We start from the raw sequence: 16,913 nt of genomic DNA on the forward strand, positions 1-16,913 counted from the left end.
CACGGGGCGGCCGAATGCCAGTCACTTTCGGCCGCCCCGGGCCGGTCGACGTCAGACCGGGTGCACCGTCCCGGCGTAGCGCTGGGCGAAGCGCGTGCCGGTGCCCGCCGTGGCGGTGAGGTCGTAGCGGCCCCCGCTGGTGGGCCACACGATCTCGCCGGTGGCGCCGGGGTCCACCCAGGCGGTGCGGGCGGCGCCGCCGAAGTCGTTCGGGGCGACGGTGAACAGGACGGGCTCCTTGCCGTCGTTGGACAGGGTCAGCGCGACGGAGGTGCCGCGCAGGGCCGCCCGCACGGCGGGAACGGCCACGTCGTCCTGCCCGGCCGGGACGACGGCGCCCGCGAAACGGCGGACGAAGCCGTCGGCGCCGTGCACGGTGAAGTCGTAGCGGCCGTCGGTGCGCGACGCGTCCCAGGTGTAGGCGGCCGAGGCGCCGGGCGCGACGGTGAACGGTGTGCCGGAGAACGCCAGCTCGATGTTGGGATAGACCGTGTAATGGAAGCCGGTGGAGCCGGTGTTGGACAGGGTGCAGACGACCTTGCCGGTGGCGCGGTCGACCACGGCGTCCGCCCACGGGCGGTAGGGCAGCGGCCGGTGCGGGCGGGTGCCCGGCTCCTGGGACGGCATGCTCTGCGCGCCGGTGGCGGGCAGCTTGACCGCGGGCAGTGACTTGTTGGCGTCGGCCTTGGCCATCAGCGCGACCGTGTCGGGCAGCGCCGGTACGGAGTAGTCGGGGTGGGCGAAGTCGAAGCAGCTCGTCAGGTCGCCGCAGACCGAGCGCCGCCAGGCCGAGATGTTCGGTTCCTGGACGCCGGTGACGACTTCGAGGAACCGCAGTACGGACGTGTGGTCGAAGACCTGCGAGTTGACGTATCCGCCGCGCGACCAGGGCGAGGCGGCCCACAGCGGTACCCGGTTCCCGAGGCCGATCGGGCGGCCCTGGGCGAACTCCTCGGCGGTGCCCGGCTCGGGGGACGGCGGGACGACGTGGTCGAAGTAGCCGTCGTTCTCGTCGTACATCACGAGGAAGACGGTGTTCCTCCACAGCGCGGGGTTCGACATCAGCGACTGCAGCGCCGTGTTGACGTAGTGCGCGCCGTAGTCGGGGCTGGCATTGGGGTGTTCGCAGAACAGGTAGGGCGCGACGAGCCAGGAGACGGTCGGCAGGGAGCCGTCCTTGCAGTGCTGGTCGAAGGCGGTCAGGTCCCACTTGGTCATGGCGTTGACGTAACGGGGGTCGTCCGCCGCGAACGTGTGGAACTGCGCGAAGTAGGCGAGCGCGTTGTCGTCGTAGTCGCCGTACCGCTCGTCGAGACTCGGGTTGTGGTAGACGCGCCAGCTCACCGCGTGCGCGGAGAGCCGCTCGGCGTACGTCGTCCAGTCCGCGACCGGGTTCTCGGGCAGCGGGGTGTTGTCGATCCAGGGGCCGGTCGTGCCGTCCTTGCCGGGGCCGGCCGTTCCCGACCACAGGTAGAGCCGGTTGGGGTCGGTGGGCCCGGCCATCGAGCAGAAGTACGCGTCGCAGAGGGTGAAAGCGTCGGCGAGGGCGTACTGGTAGGGCAGGTCCTCGCGGGTGAAGTAGCCCATCGAGCGCTCGCCCTTGGCGGCCACCCACTTGTTCATGGCGCCGCCGTTGATGGCCTGGTGGCCGCTGCTCCAGTCGTGGGGGAGCCCGCCCGCGTTCTGGGCGTTGTACTTGGTGCTGTCCATCCGGAAGGGCAGCATCACGTTGCCGTCGCTGCGGCCGGGGTCGGGCTGGCGGAAGACGTCCCCGCCGCCGGGGAACTGCAGCCCCTGCTTGTCGTCGAAGCCGCGGACCCCCTTCAGGGCACCGAAGTAGTGGTCAAAGCTGCGGTTCTCCTGCATCAGGATCACCACGTGCTTGACGTCGGCGGGAGTGCCGGTGGGGGCGGTCCCGGCTGCTGCGGAGGCCGCGGCCGTTCCGGCGCCGCCGGTCAGCCCGACGGTGGCGGCCGCGCCCGCGGCGGCGGTGGCTCCGACGAAGGAGCGGCGGCTCAGCGGCGTCATGAGGAAGCCTCCAGGGTGAAGGTGGCGACGGCGGCGGCGCAGTCGGAGGGCCAGCCGTTGGCGGCGGTGTCGGGAACGGGCCGCGGCCAGCCGGTGACGAGGGTGTGCGCCTCGACGAGGGTCAGCGGGCCGGCGAACCGGACCTGGTCGATACGGTCCTGCGGCTCCTGGCCGCTGCCGCGCACCTTGCGCACCGGCGACCAGGTGTTTCCGGGCGAGGTCAGCGGATTCGGGTGCGCGTAGCGGTAGGCGTCGGTGAGGCCCGCCTGCTGCAGGGCCACCGTGACCGGCCAGGCGACCGGCCCCACCCCGCTGTGCGCCGCGGCGGTGGCCACCGTCCAGTCCAGGTGCGAGGGGGAGGCGAGCCCGGCGGCCAGCACCACCGGGGTTCCGGAGGCCAGATCGGCCTTCATCGCGGCGGTCAGCGCCTGCGCCTGCCGGAAGCGGACCCCCGCCTGTTCCGCGGCCTCGATCTGTGCGGCGGTCTTTCCGTCCTGCGCCGCGTAGGGGCCGTAACCGCCCTCGTCGAGCTGCGCGGCCCACAGCCGTACGGTGCGGCCCGCGGCGAGCTGCACGGTCACGCCGGCGGCCGGGAGGGCGGTGGTCGGCGCCGTCACGGCGGACAGCGGATAGCGGCTGACGACCCCGAGGCTGCCGGGGGACTGGTACGCGAACCAGCCCAGCGCGTCCGCGAGCGCCCTGGCGGCGGTGCCGCCGGTCTCCTGCAGGGCCAGCACGTCCAGGCCCTGGGTGAGGACGGTGCGCAACTGCTTCTCCAGCGCGCCGTCGATGTGGGTGCCCGCGTCCCACAGGTTCCAGGACGCCACCTTCAGCCGCCGGGCGGCCATGGCGGCGCGCACCGGGACCTGGACGCTGAGGGTGTCGGAGCCGCCCGCGCTGTCCTTGACGGCGACGGTCAGCACACCGGGCCGCGCGGGGGCGGTGGCCGGGGCGGTGCCCGTCACGACGCCGGCGGCGCTGACGGACAGCCAGGAGTCCCCGCCCGTCCGGCTGAACACGGCGCTCCCGGCGGGGGTGCCCGGCGGCCGTATCCACAGCCCGGCGAGCTGGACGGGGACGGCGCCGCCGGCGGTGACGGGCCCGGTGGTCAGCGCGTCGACGACGGCGTGCGGGCGCGGGGCGGCCGGCTTGGGGCGGAAGGAGAAGGCGGCGGTCTGCGCCAGCACGCCGTAGCCGTCCTTGGCCAGCAGGTACGCGGTGTAGGGGCCGCCGGTCAGCGTCGAGGTGTCGAGCACGACATCCCCGGAGGACCCGGATACGTACTTCCACACGAGGGAGGATCCGGTGCCGGGCCGACGGGCACCGTCGTAGACGCCGATCCAGTTCTTGGCGTCCGGCGTGTCGGTGGCCCAGTGGAAGGTGAGGCGGTCGCCCTCATGGGGGTCGGACGGGGAAGCGAGCGCGAGAGTACTGGGTGGCACGGGGGAGGTTCCTCTCCGCCCGGGGGCACGCCAGCCTCACGGGCCGACCGGGCTGCACAAGTTGGCTGAACAACTTGAGCTATTCAGTCGGCCCGCGGCACACGCGTCAAGAACTCCGGACGACCGGGAAGGGGCGTCCTGAGGAACTCGCGCCGGTGACGTCAGGTCCAGTACGGAGGGGATTGCGGGAGTACGTCCGGAACCTCTGCGGGCGGTGCGGGCGCGGGCTTCGGGAAGCACTTGAACTCGAGCTTCTCCAGCGCGCGGACCATCTGGGCGGCGCTGAAATCGCGCGGATCCTGACGGGTGATGATCGCGCCCACCTGCTTGACGGGGTAGGTCTTGTTACCGATCTTCACAGACTCGCCGGTGATGGGTTCGGGCTTGATCCCGCTCATCTTCTGCTCCACCTCGCTTGCCTGCAGATAGAAGGAGACTCCAGCGATGGTGCAGCGGATCATCATGCCTCAGCAAGGGCAGAAGGGACGTAACAGGAACTCCCACGTTGTCACATACCGGCACGATGGCACAGCTCCACCGGATAACGAAGCGGGCCCCGACCCTGTGGACCGGGACCCGCTCAGGCGTGCGAAAACCTGGGAAACGGGAGGTCAGCCCAGTAGTTCGTAGGCCGGGAGGGTGAGGAAGTCGACGTACTCCTCGTCGAGCGCGGTCCGCAGCAGCAGGTCGTGCGCCTCGGTCCACTTGCCCGCCGCGAAGGCCTCCTCGCCGACCTCGGCGCGGATCGCGGCCAGTTCCCGCGCGGCGACGCGCCGGACCAGGTCGTGGGTGGCCTTCTCGCCGTTCTCGAACACGACGCCCGCGTTGATCCACTGCCAGATCTGCGAGCGGGAGATCTCCGCGGTGGCGGCGTCCTCCATCAGGTTGAAGATGGCGACGGCGCCCAGGCCGCGCAGCCACGCCTCGATGTAGCGGGTGCCGACCTGGACCGCGCTCACCAGGCCGTCGTAGGTCGGCTTGGCGTCCAGCGAGTCGATGGCCAGCAGCTGGTCGGCGGTGACGTGGACGTCCTCGCGCAGCCGCTCCTTCTGGTTCGGCCGGTCGCCGAGGACCGCGTCGAACGAGGCGCGGGCGATCGGCACCAGGTCGGGGTGGGCGACCCAGGAGCCGTCGAAGCCGTCGGCGGCCTCGCGGTCCTTGTCGGCCTTGACCTTCTCGAAGGCGACCTTGTTGACCTCGGCGTCGCGGCGCGAGGGGATGAACGCGGCCATGCCGCCGATCGCGTGCGCGCCGCGCTTGTGGCAGGTGCGCACCAGCAGTTCGGTGTACGCGCGCATGAAGGGCGCCGTCATCGTCACCGCGTTGCGGTCCGGCAGCACGAACTTCGCGCCGCCGTCGCGGAAGTTCTTCACGATCGAGAAGAGGTAGTCCCAGCGGCCGGCGTTCAGGCCCGCGGCGTGGTCGCGCAGCTCGTAGAGGATCTCCTCCATCTCGAACGCGGCGGTGATCGTCTCGATGAGGACGGTCGCGCGGACGCTGCCCTGCGGGACGCCCACGTACTCCTGCGCGAAGACGAAGACCTCGTTCCACAGCCGCGCTTCGAGGTGCGACTCGGTCTTGGGCAGGTAGAAGTACGGGCCCTTGCCCTTGGCGATCAGCCGCGTCGCGTTGTGGAAGAAGTACAGCCCGAAGTCGACGAAGGCGCCGGGGACGGGCTCGCCGTCGACCGTCAGGTGCCGCTCCTCCAGGTGCCAGCCGCGCGGGCGCATGACGACGGTGGCGAGCTCCGCCTCGTCCTTCAGCGCGTACGACTTGCCCTGCTCGGTGGAGAAGTCGATCCGGCGCTCATAGGCGTCGATCAGGTTGATCTGGCCGCTGACGACGTTCTCCCAGGTGGGGGCCGAGGCGTCCTCGAAGTCGGCGAGCCAGACCTTGGCGCCGGAGTTCAGCGCGTTGATCGTCATCTTGCGGTCGGTGGGACCGGTGATCTCGACGCGGCGGTCGTCGAGCGCGGCCGGGGCCGGGGCCACCCGCCACTCCGCCGCGCGGACATGTGCGGTGTCCGCGAGGAAGTCCAGGGTGCCCGTACGGGCGATCTCGGCGCGGCGCTCCTTGCGCAGCGCGAGCAGTTCGGATCGGCGCGGGGTGAAGCGTCGGTGCAGCTCGGCGATGAAGGTCAGAGCCTGCTGCGTCAGCACCTCCTCCGCGCGGGGGACGGGGGGCGCGTCGTCGGCGACGACGGCCGCCGAGGACGGCACTGCTGCGGACATGGCTGACTCCTCCAGGGGACAAAGGGTGCCGGGCGCCCGCTGGGTCGTGGCCCGTGGCACGGGGTGCCGGGCCGTACCGGAATACGGGCGCTTCTGCGAGGTGGAGCATAGTATCCGCATTGCGGAAGATCAACGTTTTGTGGCACGCCGTGCAGCGGGTTCGTTCCGCGGCTCGCTCGCGGCCCGCAGAAGGTGCAGGTCATCAGGGGTGTCGATATCGGCGGGGTCGGCGATGTCACCACACTCGACGAGGGTGATCGCCTCCTGGTGCAGCCTCAGGTACTCCCGGGCGCCCTGATCGCCGGTCGCCAGGTCCGCGATGTCCGCCCAGCGGTCCGCGCCGAACAGCACCGGGTGGCCGCGCCGCCCCTCGTACGCGGCCGCCGCCAGGCTCGCCGGGTCCCGGTACGCGTGGATCACCCGGGCGACCGCCCCCGCGCCGATCCCGGGCTGGTCCACCAGCGCCACGACGACCGCCCGCGCGCCCGTACCGGCGCGCTGCGCCTCCGTCTCCGCCAGCGACCGCAGGCCCGCGCGCAACGATGAGCCCATGCCGCCCGCCCAGTCCGGGTTGTCGACCAGGACGCACCCCTCCAGGTCGGCCCGCTCGCGGACCTCGCCGGCCGCCGCACCGAGCACGATGTGCACCGGCCCGCAGCCCGCCTCGTGCAGCCCGCGCAGCGCGTGCTCGACGAGCGGGCGGCCCGCGTACTCCAGCAGCGCCTTCGGACGGCCGCCCAGGCGCCGCCCGCCCCCCGCCGCGAGCAGCAGACCGGCGATGGAGGGAAGAGTGGCGGAATCGCTCGGTGCGATGGGTTTCATGACTCCTGCCTACAGGACACGGCGGCCGGAGGCGAAGAGGGGCACATGGGGCGTTTGGGCTCATGGCGGCGGGCGGAGTGCGGGCTTCGATAGGCTCGGCGCCGTAAGGGACGGGTATCCGCAGGCCAAGGGGCAGACGTGACGAATCATCAGCAGGACCCGGTGCCCGCCACCGTGGCGGACACCTCGGTCCCGGATCCTGAGGTTTTCCAGCCGCTGACGGACGACGACCCGAAAACCGTCGCCGGATACCTGCTCAGCGCCCGCCTCGGCGCCGGCGGCATGGGCAAGGTGTACCTGTCCTACACACCCGGCGGCCGACCGGTCGCGATCAAGGTGATCCGCCCCGAGTTCGCCGAGGACCCCGAGTTCCGCCGCCGCTTCCGCCAGGAGGTGCAGGCCGCCCAGCGCGTGCAGGGCCTCTACACGGCGCCGGTGATCGACAGCGACACCGACGGCCCGCGCCCGTGGCTGGCCACCGCCTACGTGGCGGGGCCCTCGCTGCACGCGGCCGTCGCCGACCACGGGGCGATGCCGGTGGCGTCGGTCCTGCTGCTCGTCGCCGGGATCGCCGAGGCACTGCAGGTGATCCACCACGCCGGCATCGTGCACCGGGACCTCAAGCCGTCCAACGTGCTGCTCGCCGTGGACGGGCCGCGCGTCATCGACTTCGGCATCGCGCGGGCCGCCGACACCACCGCGCTCACCGGCACCGGCGTCAGCGTCGGCACGCCGGCCTTCATGTCCCCGGAGCAGGCGGCCGGCACCAGTTGCACGCCGGCCACCGACATCTTCGCGCTGGGCCAGATCGCCGCCTTCGCGGCGATGGGCGGCGCGGCGTTCGGCAACGGCCCCTCGCACGCGGTCCTCTACCGGATCGTGCACGAGGAGCCGGACCTGTCCGAACTGCCGGGCGAACTGCGCGAGATCGTCACCCGCTGCCTCATCAAGGACCCGACGCTGCGGCCCTCCACCGCCCAGATCATCGCCATGTGCGGCCAGGCGTCCAAGGATCCGGCGCTGCGCCGCCCGGACGGCTGGCTGCCGCAGTCGTACGCCGCCGACCTGACGCAGGCGGCCGCACCGGCGCCGCAGCCGAACCATCCCCCCGCCCCGCCGGTGGTCCCGCAGCCCGGTCATCCGCCCACACAGGCGGCGCCGTCGACCGCGCCCCCGCTCCACCCGCCGACCCAGCCGGTGAACCATCAGCCGGTCCACCCGCAGCAGGCCCACCACCAGCCCGGCGGACAGCCGCAGTTCCCGCAGCAGACGCAGCCGGTGCACCCGCAGGCGATGCACCCGCAGCAGCCCAGGCCCCCGGTGGGCGGCTATGCGTACCCGCCCACCGGCGGCCCCGGCAGGCCGGGAGGCTTTCTGCCGCTGCCTCCGAAGAAGAAGAAGCGGACGGGTCTCGTCATCGCGGGGGTCGTCGTCGCCCTCGTGGTCGGCTCCGCCGTGTACACGGCCACGCACAAGGGGGACGACAAGAAGGCGTCGAGCGACCAGAACACCAAGACGCCGTCCACCAGCGGCGGTACGACCGGGAACGAGACCGGGCAGAGCACGGCGCCGGCGGACCCGAAGCCCGTCTCGTACACCGGCATCAACATCCCCGGCAGCTACACGCTGTACCTCGCCGACGAACCGCCGCGTCCGAAGAAGGCGGAAGTGGGCACGCACTACGAGGGGGACTTCGGCTACTCGACGGACTTCATCGAGGGCGCCAACGTCTCCACCCACAACGGCAAGAACACTCTGGCGCTGGTGCAGCCCGGCGAGCCCGCGACCCTGGCCGGCTGCCGCGCCAACACGCGGTACACCGAGACCATCAAGCAGGACACGATCTCCAAGGGAACGAAGATCTGCGTGACGACCAAGGCGGGGCACATCGGACTGGTGACCATCCGCAGTTTCGGGTCCTCGGGCTCGGGGACCGGGTACGTCTCCGTGGACCTGACCGTCTGGCGCAACGCGGTCCCCGCAGGCGAGTGAACGGTTCCGCATTGGCCGCCAAGTCACCTGCCGCACAAGGAAGTTGGCGTGGATTTCGTCGTCCGTATGGCGTCCTGCGCATCGTTGCGCGTTAACTGAGCGCGCCCCGGAGGGTACCGGGGCGCGCGGGCGGCGCGCTGGGGGGCGCGCCCGCCGAGGTGCGGGAGATGGCGGAGGTGGGGGTGAGGTCTGTGGACGACGAAAGCGGTGCGGCCGCACATATGGCCGCGGACGTCCGGGCGGCGGCGTCCGGCGAGGACGATCCGCGGGTGACCGCGTTACGGCTGTCGGTCGCCCGGGTGCGCCGGGAGCTGGCCGCCCTGCGGGCGGAGCTGCCGGACCGGGCGATAGCCGAGGACGAGCTGGGGGCACTGGCCAACGCCGCGGACGCCGGGATCCTGGAGATCGACCGGATGCGGCACTCGCTGCTGCTGGTCGCGGCTGTGCTGGGTTCGGTGAGCGCGCTGGCGGTGGCCCTGGCCGAGTTGCGCAGGGCCGTCGACCTCTTCGGGTCAGGCGCCGGTGCCGGCCCCGGCGCTGGCGAGGGCGTGTGACAGCTGCCGGGCGATGTCCTGGAGGATGGGGATGATCTTCTCCGTGGCGACCTCGGTCACCCGGCCCGCGGGCCCGGAGATGGAGATGGCCGCGGCGGTGGGGGAGTCGGGGACCGTGACCGCCAGACAGCGGACCCCGATCTCCTGCTCGTTGTCGTCGACCGCGTAGCCGGCCTCGCGGATCCGCTCCAGTTCGCTTATGAAGTCGTCCGCGTTGGTGATCGTCTTCTCGGTCGCAGCGGGCATCCCGGTGCGGGCGAGCAGCGCGCGGACCTCGTCCGGCGGCACGTGCGCCAGCAGCGCCTTGCCCACGCCGGTGGAGTGCGGCAGCACCCGCCGTCCCACCTCGGTGAACATCCGCATGGAGTGGCGGGACGGCACCTGGGCGACGTAGACGATCTCGTCCCCGTCGAGCAGCGCCATGTTCGCCGTCTCGCCGGTCGTCTCGACCAGCTCGGCGAGGAAGGGGCGGGCCCAGGTGCCGAGCAGTTTGGCGGAACTCTCGCCGAGCCGGATCAGCCGCGGACCGAGCGCGTACCGGCGGTTCGGCTGCTGCCGTACGTAGCCGCAGTCGACCAGGGTGCGCATCAGCCGGTGGATGGTGGGCAGCGGGAGCCCGCTGCTGGCGGAGAGCTCGCTCAGGCCGACCTCGCCGCCCGCGTCGGCCATCCGCTCAAGCAGGTCGAAGGCGCGTTCGAGCGACTGGACGCCTCCTGCGCGGTCTGACGACACGTGCGATCTCCTCTGGGCGGTGGGCGAGCGGTGGATGATTGGGGAAGCCTACCGGCCGACCCCCGCTCATTGATCTCTCCGGGCCCGTCTCCTGTAGCTAGCTACGGAGCATGTGGCGAAATGCGAATTCCGCTTTGTGGAATCTTACATGCCCTTGACGGGCCGCCGCCCTGTCCTGCACATTCGTTCAACAGAACGTTGAAATTTGGAGGCCGCACGTGGTGGAACTGGTCCTGCGCTCGACTCGGGTCGTCACCCCCGAAGGCAGCCGCCCTGCCGCGGTCGCGGTCAGCGGCGGCACGATCACCGCTGTGCGGGCGTACGACGCCGACGTCCCGGAGGGGGCCCGGCTCGTCGACCTCGGCGACGACGCGCTGCTCCCGGGCCTGGTCGACACCCATGTGCACATCAATGACCCCGGACGCACCGAGTGGGAGGGCTTCGCCTCCGCCACCCGCGCCGCCGCGGCAGGCGGCATCACGACGCTGGTCGACATGCCGCTCAACAGCATCCCGCCGACCACGACCGTCGAGAACCTCGCCGTCAAGCAGGACACCGCGCGCGGCAAGGTGCACACCGACGTCGGCTTCTGGGGCGGCGCCGTCCCCGGCAACGTCAAGGACCTCAGGCCCCTGCACGAGGCCGGCGTCTTCGGCTTCAAGTGCTTCCTGCTGCACTCCGGCGTCGACGAATTCCCGCAGCTCTCCCCGGAGGAGCTGGAGGACGCCCTCACCGAGCTCGCCCGCTTCGACGGGCTGCTGATCGTCCATGCCGAGGACCCCCAGCTCATCGACGGCGCCCCGCAGCGCAGCGGCCCGCACTACGCGGACTTCCTCGCGTCCCGCCCCCGCGCCGCCGAGAACGCCGCCATCGAGGGGCTCATCGCCCTCGCCAGGCGACTCGACGCCCGGGTGCACGTGCTGCACCTGTCGTCGAGCGACGCGCTCCCGCTCATCGCGGCGGCGAAGCGTGAGGGCGTCAAGCTCACCGTCGAGACGTGCCCGCACTTCCTCACCCTCACCGCCGAGGAAGTCCCGGACGGCGCAACGGAGTTCAAGTGCTGCCCGCCGATCCGTGAGGCCGCCAACCAGGACGCCCTCTGGGAGGGCCTGGCCGACGGCACGATCGACTGCATCGTCTCCGACCACTCGCCGTCCACCATCGAGCTCAAGGTCAAGGAGACCGGCGACTTCGCCGCCGCCTGGGGCGGCATCTCCTCCCTCCAGCTCGGCCTGCCCGCCATCTGGACCGAGGCCCGCCGCCGCGGCCACAGCGTCGAGGACGTCGCCCGCTGGATGTCCCAGGCACCCGCCGCGCTCGTCGGGCTCTCGACGAAGGGCGCCATCGCCGTCGGCTACGACGCCGACTTCGCGGTCCTCGCGCCGGACGAGACCTTCACCGTCGACCCCGCCGAGCTCCACCACCGCAACCGCATCACCGCCTACGCGGGCAAGACCCTGCACGGCGTCGTCCGGCAGACCTGGCTGCGCGGCGAACTCATCGCCGAGAACGGCGTACCCAACGAGCCCACCGGCCGCCTCATCACTCGGGAGAACGCGTGACCTCCACTTCTTTCACTGGCGATGCTCGGCCGTTCGGTGGGGGTGATCCGTATGCGGATTACCGGTGTGCGGAGTTGCCGTTCACGGGTCTGGTGGATCTGGCGGATCGGCGGTTGGGTGCGGGGGTGATTGCGGCGAATGATGAGTTCTTCGCGGAGCGGGAGAATCTGCTGGTCCCGGAGCCGGCGCATTTCGATCCGGAGCATTTCGGGCACAAGGGCAAGATCATGGATGGGTGGGAGACCCGTCGTCGTCGGGGTGCGGGCACCGACGCCCCGCACCCGGTGGATGCGGACCATGACTGGGCGCTGATCCGGTTGGGTGCGCCCGGGGTGATCCGGGGGGTCGTGGTGGACACCGCGCACTTCCGGGGCAATTACCCGCAGTCGGTGTCGGTGGAGGCGACGGCGCATGCGTTGTCGGCGTCGGCGGAGGATCTGCTGGCGGAGGGGGTGGAGTGGACGACGATCGTGCCGCGCACCGCGGTCGGCGGCCACGCGGCGAACGGGTTCACTGTGGAGGTGGATCGGCGGTTCACGCATCTGCGGTTGAAGCAGCACCCGGACGGCGGTGTGGCGCGGTTGCGGGTGTATGGGGAGGTGGCGCCGGATCCGGGGTGGCTGGCGGAGCTGGGCACGTTCGATCTGGTGGCGTTGGAGAACGGTGGGACGGTGGAGGATGCGTCGGACCGTTTCTACTCCTCGCCGGTGAACACGATTCTGCCGGGGCGTTCGCGGAAGATGGATGACGGGTGGGAGACGCGCCGTCGTCGTGACAAGGGCAATGACTGGGTGCAGTACCGGTTGGTGGCGCAGGGTGCGATCCGGGCGGTGGAGATCGATACCGCGTATTTGAAGGGGAACGCGGCGGGCTGGGCTGCGTTGTTCGTGCAGGATGAGGGCTCAGATGCGTGGACGCAGTTGCTGCCGCGCACAAAGCTCCAGCCGGACACGGTCCACCGTTTCCTGGTCAACCCCATCCCGGCGACGCGGGTGCGGATCGACATCTTCCCCGACGGCGGTATCTCCCGCCTGCGCCTGCACGGCTCCCTGACCGCCCGAGGCGCCGAACAACTCACGGCCCGCACCGAAGAAATCAGCTGACCGCAGTCGCCAGTCGGCTGAGGTGCTCGGTCAGAGGCAGGTGCGGGTTCAGGCGAGGCGAAGTGGTGCGTCTGCGGCGCTGCCTGCGCGCCTTGACCGCGCGGAGGGGGGAGGCCCCGGCGCTGCGCGCCTGCCAGTGGGGCGGCCCGCTGCGCGGCCCGGGATGGCGAAGCGGGCCGGTTCCCCGGGCGGTCTGATGGCGGCGGCATCTCCCACCCGCGCGGCACGGCTCCCTGACCGGCCGAGACACCTCCGTGGTGAGGGGCACTGGCGAGTGACATAACCTGTGGCGCGTCGCCGAAGCTCGACCACCCGTGGGGGACCCTTTCGTGAGCACCGTCACGCCTGTTCGCATGTCCTTCGGGGTGTTGCGGAACAACCGCCGTCTGCTGGTGTTCCCGCTGCTCAGCGCTACCGCGCTGGTGCTGATACTCGGGGCGCTGGCGGTGTCGGCGTTCCTGCTGGACGGGGCCGAGTCGTCGCCGTCCACCGTGGACGTCGTCGCCTCCGGCGCCTGCTATCTCCTGCTGGGATTCGCCTTCACCATCTGCACCGCCGCGATGATCTGCGCGGTCGACGACGTGCTGCGGGGCGAGTCGGCCCGGATCGGCGCGAGTTTCCGGCGGGCCCTGCGGCACTGGCCGCGGCTGCTGGCGTGGAGCCTGCTCAACACGACGGTGCTGCTGCTCGTTCGGCAGCTGGAGCGGATACCGGTCGTCGGCTGGATGTTGAGCGCACTCTTCAGCAACGGATGGGCGGTCGCCACCTACCTGGCTCTGCCGGCCATGGTGGTCGACGGCCTCGGGGTGGCCGAGGGCACCCGCCGGTCGGCGCGGATGGTGCGCGAGACGTTCTCGCGGCAGGTGTGGGGCTCGCTGTGGATCGCGTTGCCCATGGTCCTCTCGGTGATCGTCGGATTCGTGGCCTTCATGCTCGGCGTCGAGTCGAACGATCTGGGCCCCGCCGTAGCGGGCGGTGCGTTCGCCGTCGTGATGCTGCTGGGCGCCCTCCTGGTCGGCGCCACCGTCTCTGGCATCTTCCGCACCGCGCTCTACCGAGACGCCGCGGCCACGGCCTGATGTCTCGACCCACTTCCCACTCCCCACACGCCGACTGACTCACCACCGCATCCGGAGAGAGCAGCTGGCGGCCGGCCGTGGTGTTTCGCCGGTCGCTCCAACTGAACATGGCGTAGCGCGGGTTCAGGCGGTGCGCAGCGCCGCAGACGCACCACTTCGCACTGTCGGAACCTAAGCCATGCAACAAGGCCGCCCGGTCAGAGCTCCCCGGCGATGACGCCTGCCCGGAACGCGGCCCACTCGCCCGCGTCGAACCGCAGGGGCTCCCGCCCGGGGTTCTTGGAGTCGCGGACGGCGACGGCGCCGTTGGGGAGATCGGCGATCTCCACGCAGTTGTTCTCGGCTCCGCTGGCGGAAGATTTGCGCCAGGCAGCGACGGAGAGGTCGTGCGCGTACAGCCCCGCCTTGGGTCCGTTCACTGTCTGTGGCCTTCTTCCATCTGTGCGATTCGGGCGAGTGAGTCCTCCACCGGGAGCGCTGTCGCGCGGATCCGCTCGAACGCTTTGGTGAAGGGCACAGCTTCCTCGCCCTCAACGTATGTCGCCCCGCTCAGGTTTTCCAGCAGGACTACGTCGGGGATGGGTCCCGGAAACGAGACGATGGAGAACCCACCGACGACGCCCGGGTGGGTAGCGCAGTCCAACGGCATCAACTGGATGGTCACGTTCGGCATTTCGGCGGCGTCGAGCAGGCGGCGCAACTGCTCGCGCATGGTCGCTGGGCGGACCACGAACCGCTGATGCAGTGCCGCCTCGTGGATGATGACCCACAACTCCAGCGGCTTGCCCGGGCGGGTGAGTACGGACTGGCGCGCCAGGCGGACTTCGGCCAACGCGGCGATGTCGTCCGGGGTCCGCGATGTCGTGATGCCCGCGATGTTCTCGCGCGCGTAGGCGGCCGTTTGCAACAGCCCCGGAACCACCAGGGGTGCCCACTCGCAGATCTGATCGGCGTCGGACTCCAGCGAGATGTAATCCGCGTACGCGGGCGCCACGATACCGCTGTACGTCTGCCACCAGCCCTTCTTGCCGGCGTCCCGGGCCAAGTTCTCCAGTGCGGTGTGCACTTCGCCGTCGTCGACCCTGTAAGCCAGAAGCAGTGAGCCCACTTCCGCCGGACGGATGGCTTGTGTCGCGTTCTCGATCTTCGACAGCTTCGGGCCCTTCCAGCCCATGCTTGCCGCGGCCTCGTCGAGGGTCAGCCCGGCTTCGTTGCGAAGGCCTTTGAGGGTGGCGCCGAGACGACGGCGCCTGACGGTCGGAACGAGCGGAGAGTTGGGCATACCGGAGTCCTACACCGTGAACAAGGTTGCTGGAAACCCTCCGTGACCGGACGTCACCCGAACTAGGTAGAAAACTTGCGCTCAGATTAGAAAGAGACGACCATCGAGTTGCCGTAACGCAGAGTCAACGACCCGGTGCGCGGCGCGACATGATCCGACACTGCCTGTGGAGGTGCCATGTGCAACATGGCGGAATCGCACGGCCCCCCAACCCCCGGCTTCTACCTGCGCACCAGACCCCGCGGGTTCGTCGTCCACCTGCTCGCCTCCAGGCGAGCACCTGCGTGCCGTGAGGGAGTTGACGGGGAAGGCGCTCGCGTCCGCCGGGGTCGACGTCAGCACCGCCGAGAGCGCGCAGCTCGTCCTGTCCGAGCTGGTCGGGAACTCCGTGCGCGCCTGTGGGGAGTGGGTGCCCCTGGTGGTGGAGGTGTCGGTCATGCGCGGGGCGGTGCTGGTGGGGGTGCATGATCCGGATCCGGCCGGGGTGCCGCGTCGGCGGGCGGTGGCGATGGATGATGCCGAGGCCGAGTCCGGGCGGGGGCTCGCGCTCGTGGAGCTGCTCACGTCGGGGTGGCGGGTGGCGCGGTCGCCGGTCGGGAAGCAGGTCCGCTGCCGGCTGGATCCGGCGCCGGCAGGGTGAGGGCCCGGCAGCCGTCCTCCCCCGTTGGGGACGGACGCCGGGCCGTGGTTCAGGCGTTAGGCCGTCAGGCCATCAGGCCGCGCGGCGGGCGCGGCGGTGGTGGGCGGCGATGATGTCCGCGTAGCGGCGGCCGCTGCCCTTGATGGTGCGCTTCTGCGTCGGGTAGTCGACGTGGATCAGACCGAACCGCTTGTCGTAGCCGTAGGCCCACTCGAAGTTGTCCAGCAGCGACCACGCGAAGTAGCCGGCCAGCGGTGCGCCGCGGCGCACCGCTCGGGTGCAGGCCGCGAGGTGCTCCTCCAGGTAGGCCTGCCGCTCCGGGTCGTCGACCTGGCCGTCCGGGCCGACGGTGTCGGGGTACGCGGAGCCGTTCTCGGTGACGAAGATCCGCTGGGCGCCGTACTCCTCGGAGACGCGGATGAGCAGTTGCTCCAGGCCGTCGCCGTAGACCTCCCAGTCCATCGCCGTGCGCCGGACGCCGGGCAGGTAGACCTGCTTGGCGCGCGGTGCGAGACCGGTCGGGTCGTCGGCGATGACGTTGCGGAAGTAGTAGTTGACACCGAGCCAGTCGAGCGGGGCCGCGATGGTGTCGAGGTCGCCGTTCTGGATCGGGAGGTCGACGCCGTACAGGTCCACCATGTCCTGCGGATAGCCGCGGCCGTGGATCGGGTCGAGCCACCAGCGGTTGGTGTGGCCGTCGGCCCGGATCGCGGCGGCCCGGTCGGCCTCGCGGTCGGTGGCGGGCTCGCAGGGGCTGAGGTTGTTGACGATGCCGACGCGGGCGCCGGGGCTGGCGGCGCGGATCGCCTGGACGGCGAGGCCGTGCCCCAGGTGCAGGTGGTACGAGGCGCGGACGGCGGCCGTGATGTCGGTGAGGCCCGGTGCCATCTTGCCTTCGAGGTGGCCGATCCAGGCCGAGCAGAGCGGCTCGTTGAGGGTCGCCCAGTCGTGGATGCGGTCGCCGAGGGCCTCGGCGACGACCGACGCGTACTCGCCGAACCGCTCCGCGGTCTCCCGCTCCGGCCAGCCGCCCCGGTCCTGCTGGGCCTGCGGGAGGTCCCAGTGGTAGAGGGTCGGGAAGGGGGTGATGCCCGCTTCGAGGAGGGAGTCGGTGAGGCGGTCGTAGAAGCCGAGTCCGGCCGCGTTGACCGCTCCGCCGCCCTGCGGCATGACGCGGGGCCAGGCGATGGAGAACCGGTAGGCGTCCAGGCCGAGGTCGCCCATGAGGGAGATGTCCTCGGGTACCCGGTGGTAGTGGTCGCAGGCCACGTCGCCGGTGTCACCGGCCGCCACCTTGCCCGGGGTGTGGGAGAAGGTGTCCCAGATCGAGGGGGACCGGCCGTCCTCGTCCACCGCTCCTTCTATCTGGTAGGCGGCGGTGGCCGCGCCCCAGATGAAGTCGGCGGGGAGAGCGCTGAGGTCGTTCACGAGCAGCCTTTCGGTGGT

At 71.0% G+C, this 16,913-nt stretch carries 15 protein-coding genes; 6 read left to right on the forward strand and 9 right to left on the reverse strand.

Annotation, left to right across the window (positions count from 1 at the left end; all coding sequences use genetic code 11):
* Positions 1-51 precede the first annotated feature (51 nt).
* The 5 genes from O3X23_RS31375 to O3X23_RS31395 all read right to left on the reverse strand — a co-directional run bounded on the left by O3X23_RS31375 (position 52) and on the right by O3X23_RS31395 (position 6,523).
* Positions 52-2,028 carry a phosphocholine-specific phospholipase C gene (locus tag O3X23_RS31375; protein ID WP_269275526.1) on the reverse strand — a complete coding sequence of 659 codons (1,977 nt, stop codon included), beginning with the start codon at positions 2,026-2,028 and terminating at the stop codon, positions 52-54.
* Entirely contained in the window at positions 2,025-3,470 is a 1,446-nt protein-coding gene (locus tag O3X23_RS31380; protein ID WP_269275528.1) for an endonuclease/exonuclease/phosphatase family protein, read from the reverse strand. Before O3X23_RS31380 ends, O3X23_RS31375 begins: the two co-directional genes overlap by 4 nt.
* Positions 3,471-3,631: 161 nt before the next feature.
* Positions 3,632-3,934: an SCO5918 family protein gene (locus O3X23_RS31385; RefSeq protein WP_443048036.1), complete on the reverse strand. Its 303-nt coding sequence runs from the start codon at positions 3,932-3,934 to the stop codon at positions 3,632-3,634.
* 147 nt (positions 3,935-4,081) lie between these two features.
* Positions 4,082-5,701: a malate synthase A gene (gene aceB / locus O3X23_RS31390; RefSeq protein WP_269275530.1), complete on the reverse strand. Its 1,620-nt coding sequence runs from the start codon at positions 5,699-5,701 to the stop codon at positions 4,082-4,084.
* Positions 5,702-5,830: 129 nt separating this feature from the next.
* Positions 5,831-6,523: a nucleotidyltransferase family protein gene (locus O3X23_RS31395; RefSeq protein ID WP_269275532.1), complete on the reverse strand. Its 693-nt coding sequence runs from the start codon at positions 6,521-6,523 to the stop codon at positions 5,831-5,833.
* Positions 6,524-6,697: 174 nt separating this feature from the next.
* Between O3X23_RS31395 and O3X23_RS31400 the strand changes: the two genes are divergently transcribed.
* Positions 6,698-8,515, forward strand: coding sequence for a serine/threonine-protein kinase (locus O3X23_RS31400; protein WP_269275612.1), 1,818 nt, complete (start codon positions 6,698-6,700; stop codon positions 8,513-8,515).
* Positions 8,516-8,706: 191 nt separating this feature from the next.
* On the forward strand, positions 8,707-9,069 hold the full coding sequence (locus O3X23_RS31405) for a DUF5955 family protein (RefSeq protein ID WP_443048037.1): 363 nt from the start codon (positions 8,707-8,709) through the stop codon (positions 9,067-9,069).
* Here O3X23_RS31405 and O3X23_RS31410 read toward each other — a convergent pair.
* Complete coding sequence (locus O3X23_RS31410; RefSeq protein WP_269275534.1) at positions 9,028-9,801, reverse strand: IclR family transcriptional regulator; 774 nt, start codon at positions 9,799-9,801, stop codon at positions 9,028-9,030. The genes O3X23_RS31405 and O3X23_RS31410 overlap by 42 nt on opposite strands.
* A gap of 218 nt (positions 9,802-10,019) precedes the next feature.
* Here O3X23_RS31410 and allB point away from each other — a divergent pair, with 218 nt between their 5' ends.
* The 3 genes from allB (at position 10,020) to O3X23_RS31425 (ending at position 13,545) form a co-directional block, all read left to right on the forward strand.
* A complete protein-coding gene (gene allB / locus O3X23_RS31415; RefSeq protein WP_443048038.1) occupies positions 10,020-11,363 on the forward strand; it encodes an allantoinase AllB in 1,344 nt (447 codons plus the stop codon).
* Complete coding sequence (gene alc, locus O3X23_RS31420) at positions 11,360-12,466, forward strand: allantoicase (protein WP_269275536.1); 1,107 nt, start codon at positions 11,360-11,362, stop codon at positions 12,464-12,466. The genes allB and alc overlap by 4 nt, the downstream gene beginning before the upstream one ends.
* A 329-nt stretch (positions 12,467-12,795) precedes the next feature.
* Complete coding sequence (locus O3X23_RS31425; RefSeq protein WP_269275538.1) at positions 12,796-13,545, forward strand: DUF6159 family protein; 750 nt, start codon at positions 12,796-12,798, stop codon at positions 13,543-13,545.
* A gap of 197 nt (positions 13,546-13,742) precedes the next feature.
* Here the strand turns inward: O3X23_RS31425 and O3X23_RS31430 are convergent, their stop codons facing one another.
* Positions 13,743-13,964, reverse strand: coding sequence for a DUF397 domain-containing protein (locus O3X23_RS31430; protein ID WP_269275540.1), 222 nt, complete (start codon positions 13,962-13,964; stop codon positions 13,743-13,745).
* A complete protein-coding gene (locus O3X23_RS31435; protein WP_269275541.1) occupies positions 13,961-14,827 on the reverse strand; it encodes a helix-turn-helix domain-containing protein in 867 nt (288 codons plus the stop codon). Before O3X23_RS31435 ends, O3X23_RS31430 begins: the two co-directional genes overlap by 4 nt.
* A gap of 289 nt (positions 14,828-15,116) precedes the next feature.
* Between O3X23_RS31435 and O3X23_RS31440 the strand changes: the two genes are divergently transcribed.
* Positions 15,117-15,467: an ATP-binding protein gene (locus O3X23_RS31440; protein WP_269275543.1), complete on the forward strand. Its 351-nt coding sequence runs from the start codon at positions 15,117-15,119 to the stop codon at positions 15,465-15,467.
* Positions 15,468-15,539: 72 nt separating this feature from the next.
* Here O3X23_RS31440 and O3X23_RS31445 read toward each other — a convergent pair whose 3' ends face one another.
* A complete protein-coding gene (locus tag O3X23_RS31445; RefSeq protein ID WP_269275618.1) occupies positions 15,540-16,895 on the reverse strand; it encodes a GH1 family beta-glucosidase in 1,356 nt (451 codons plus the stop codon).
* Between the last annotated feature and the right edge of the window lie 18 nt (positions 16,896-16,913).

Origin of the sequence: Streptomyces sp. H39-S7 (assembly GCF_027158205.1) — a bacterium.
GTDB lineage: Bacteria > Actinomycetota > Actinomycetes > Streptomycetales > Streptomycetaceae > Actinacidiphila.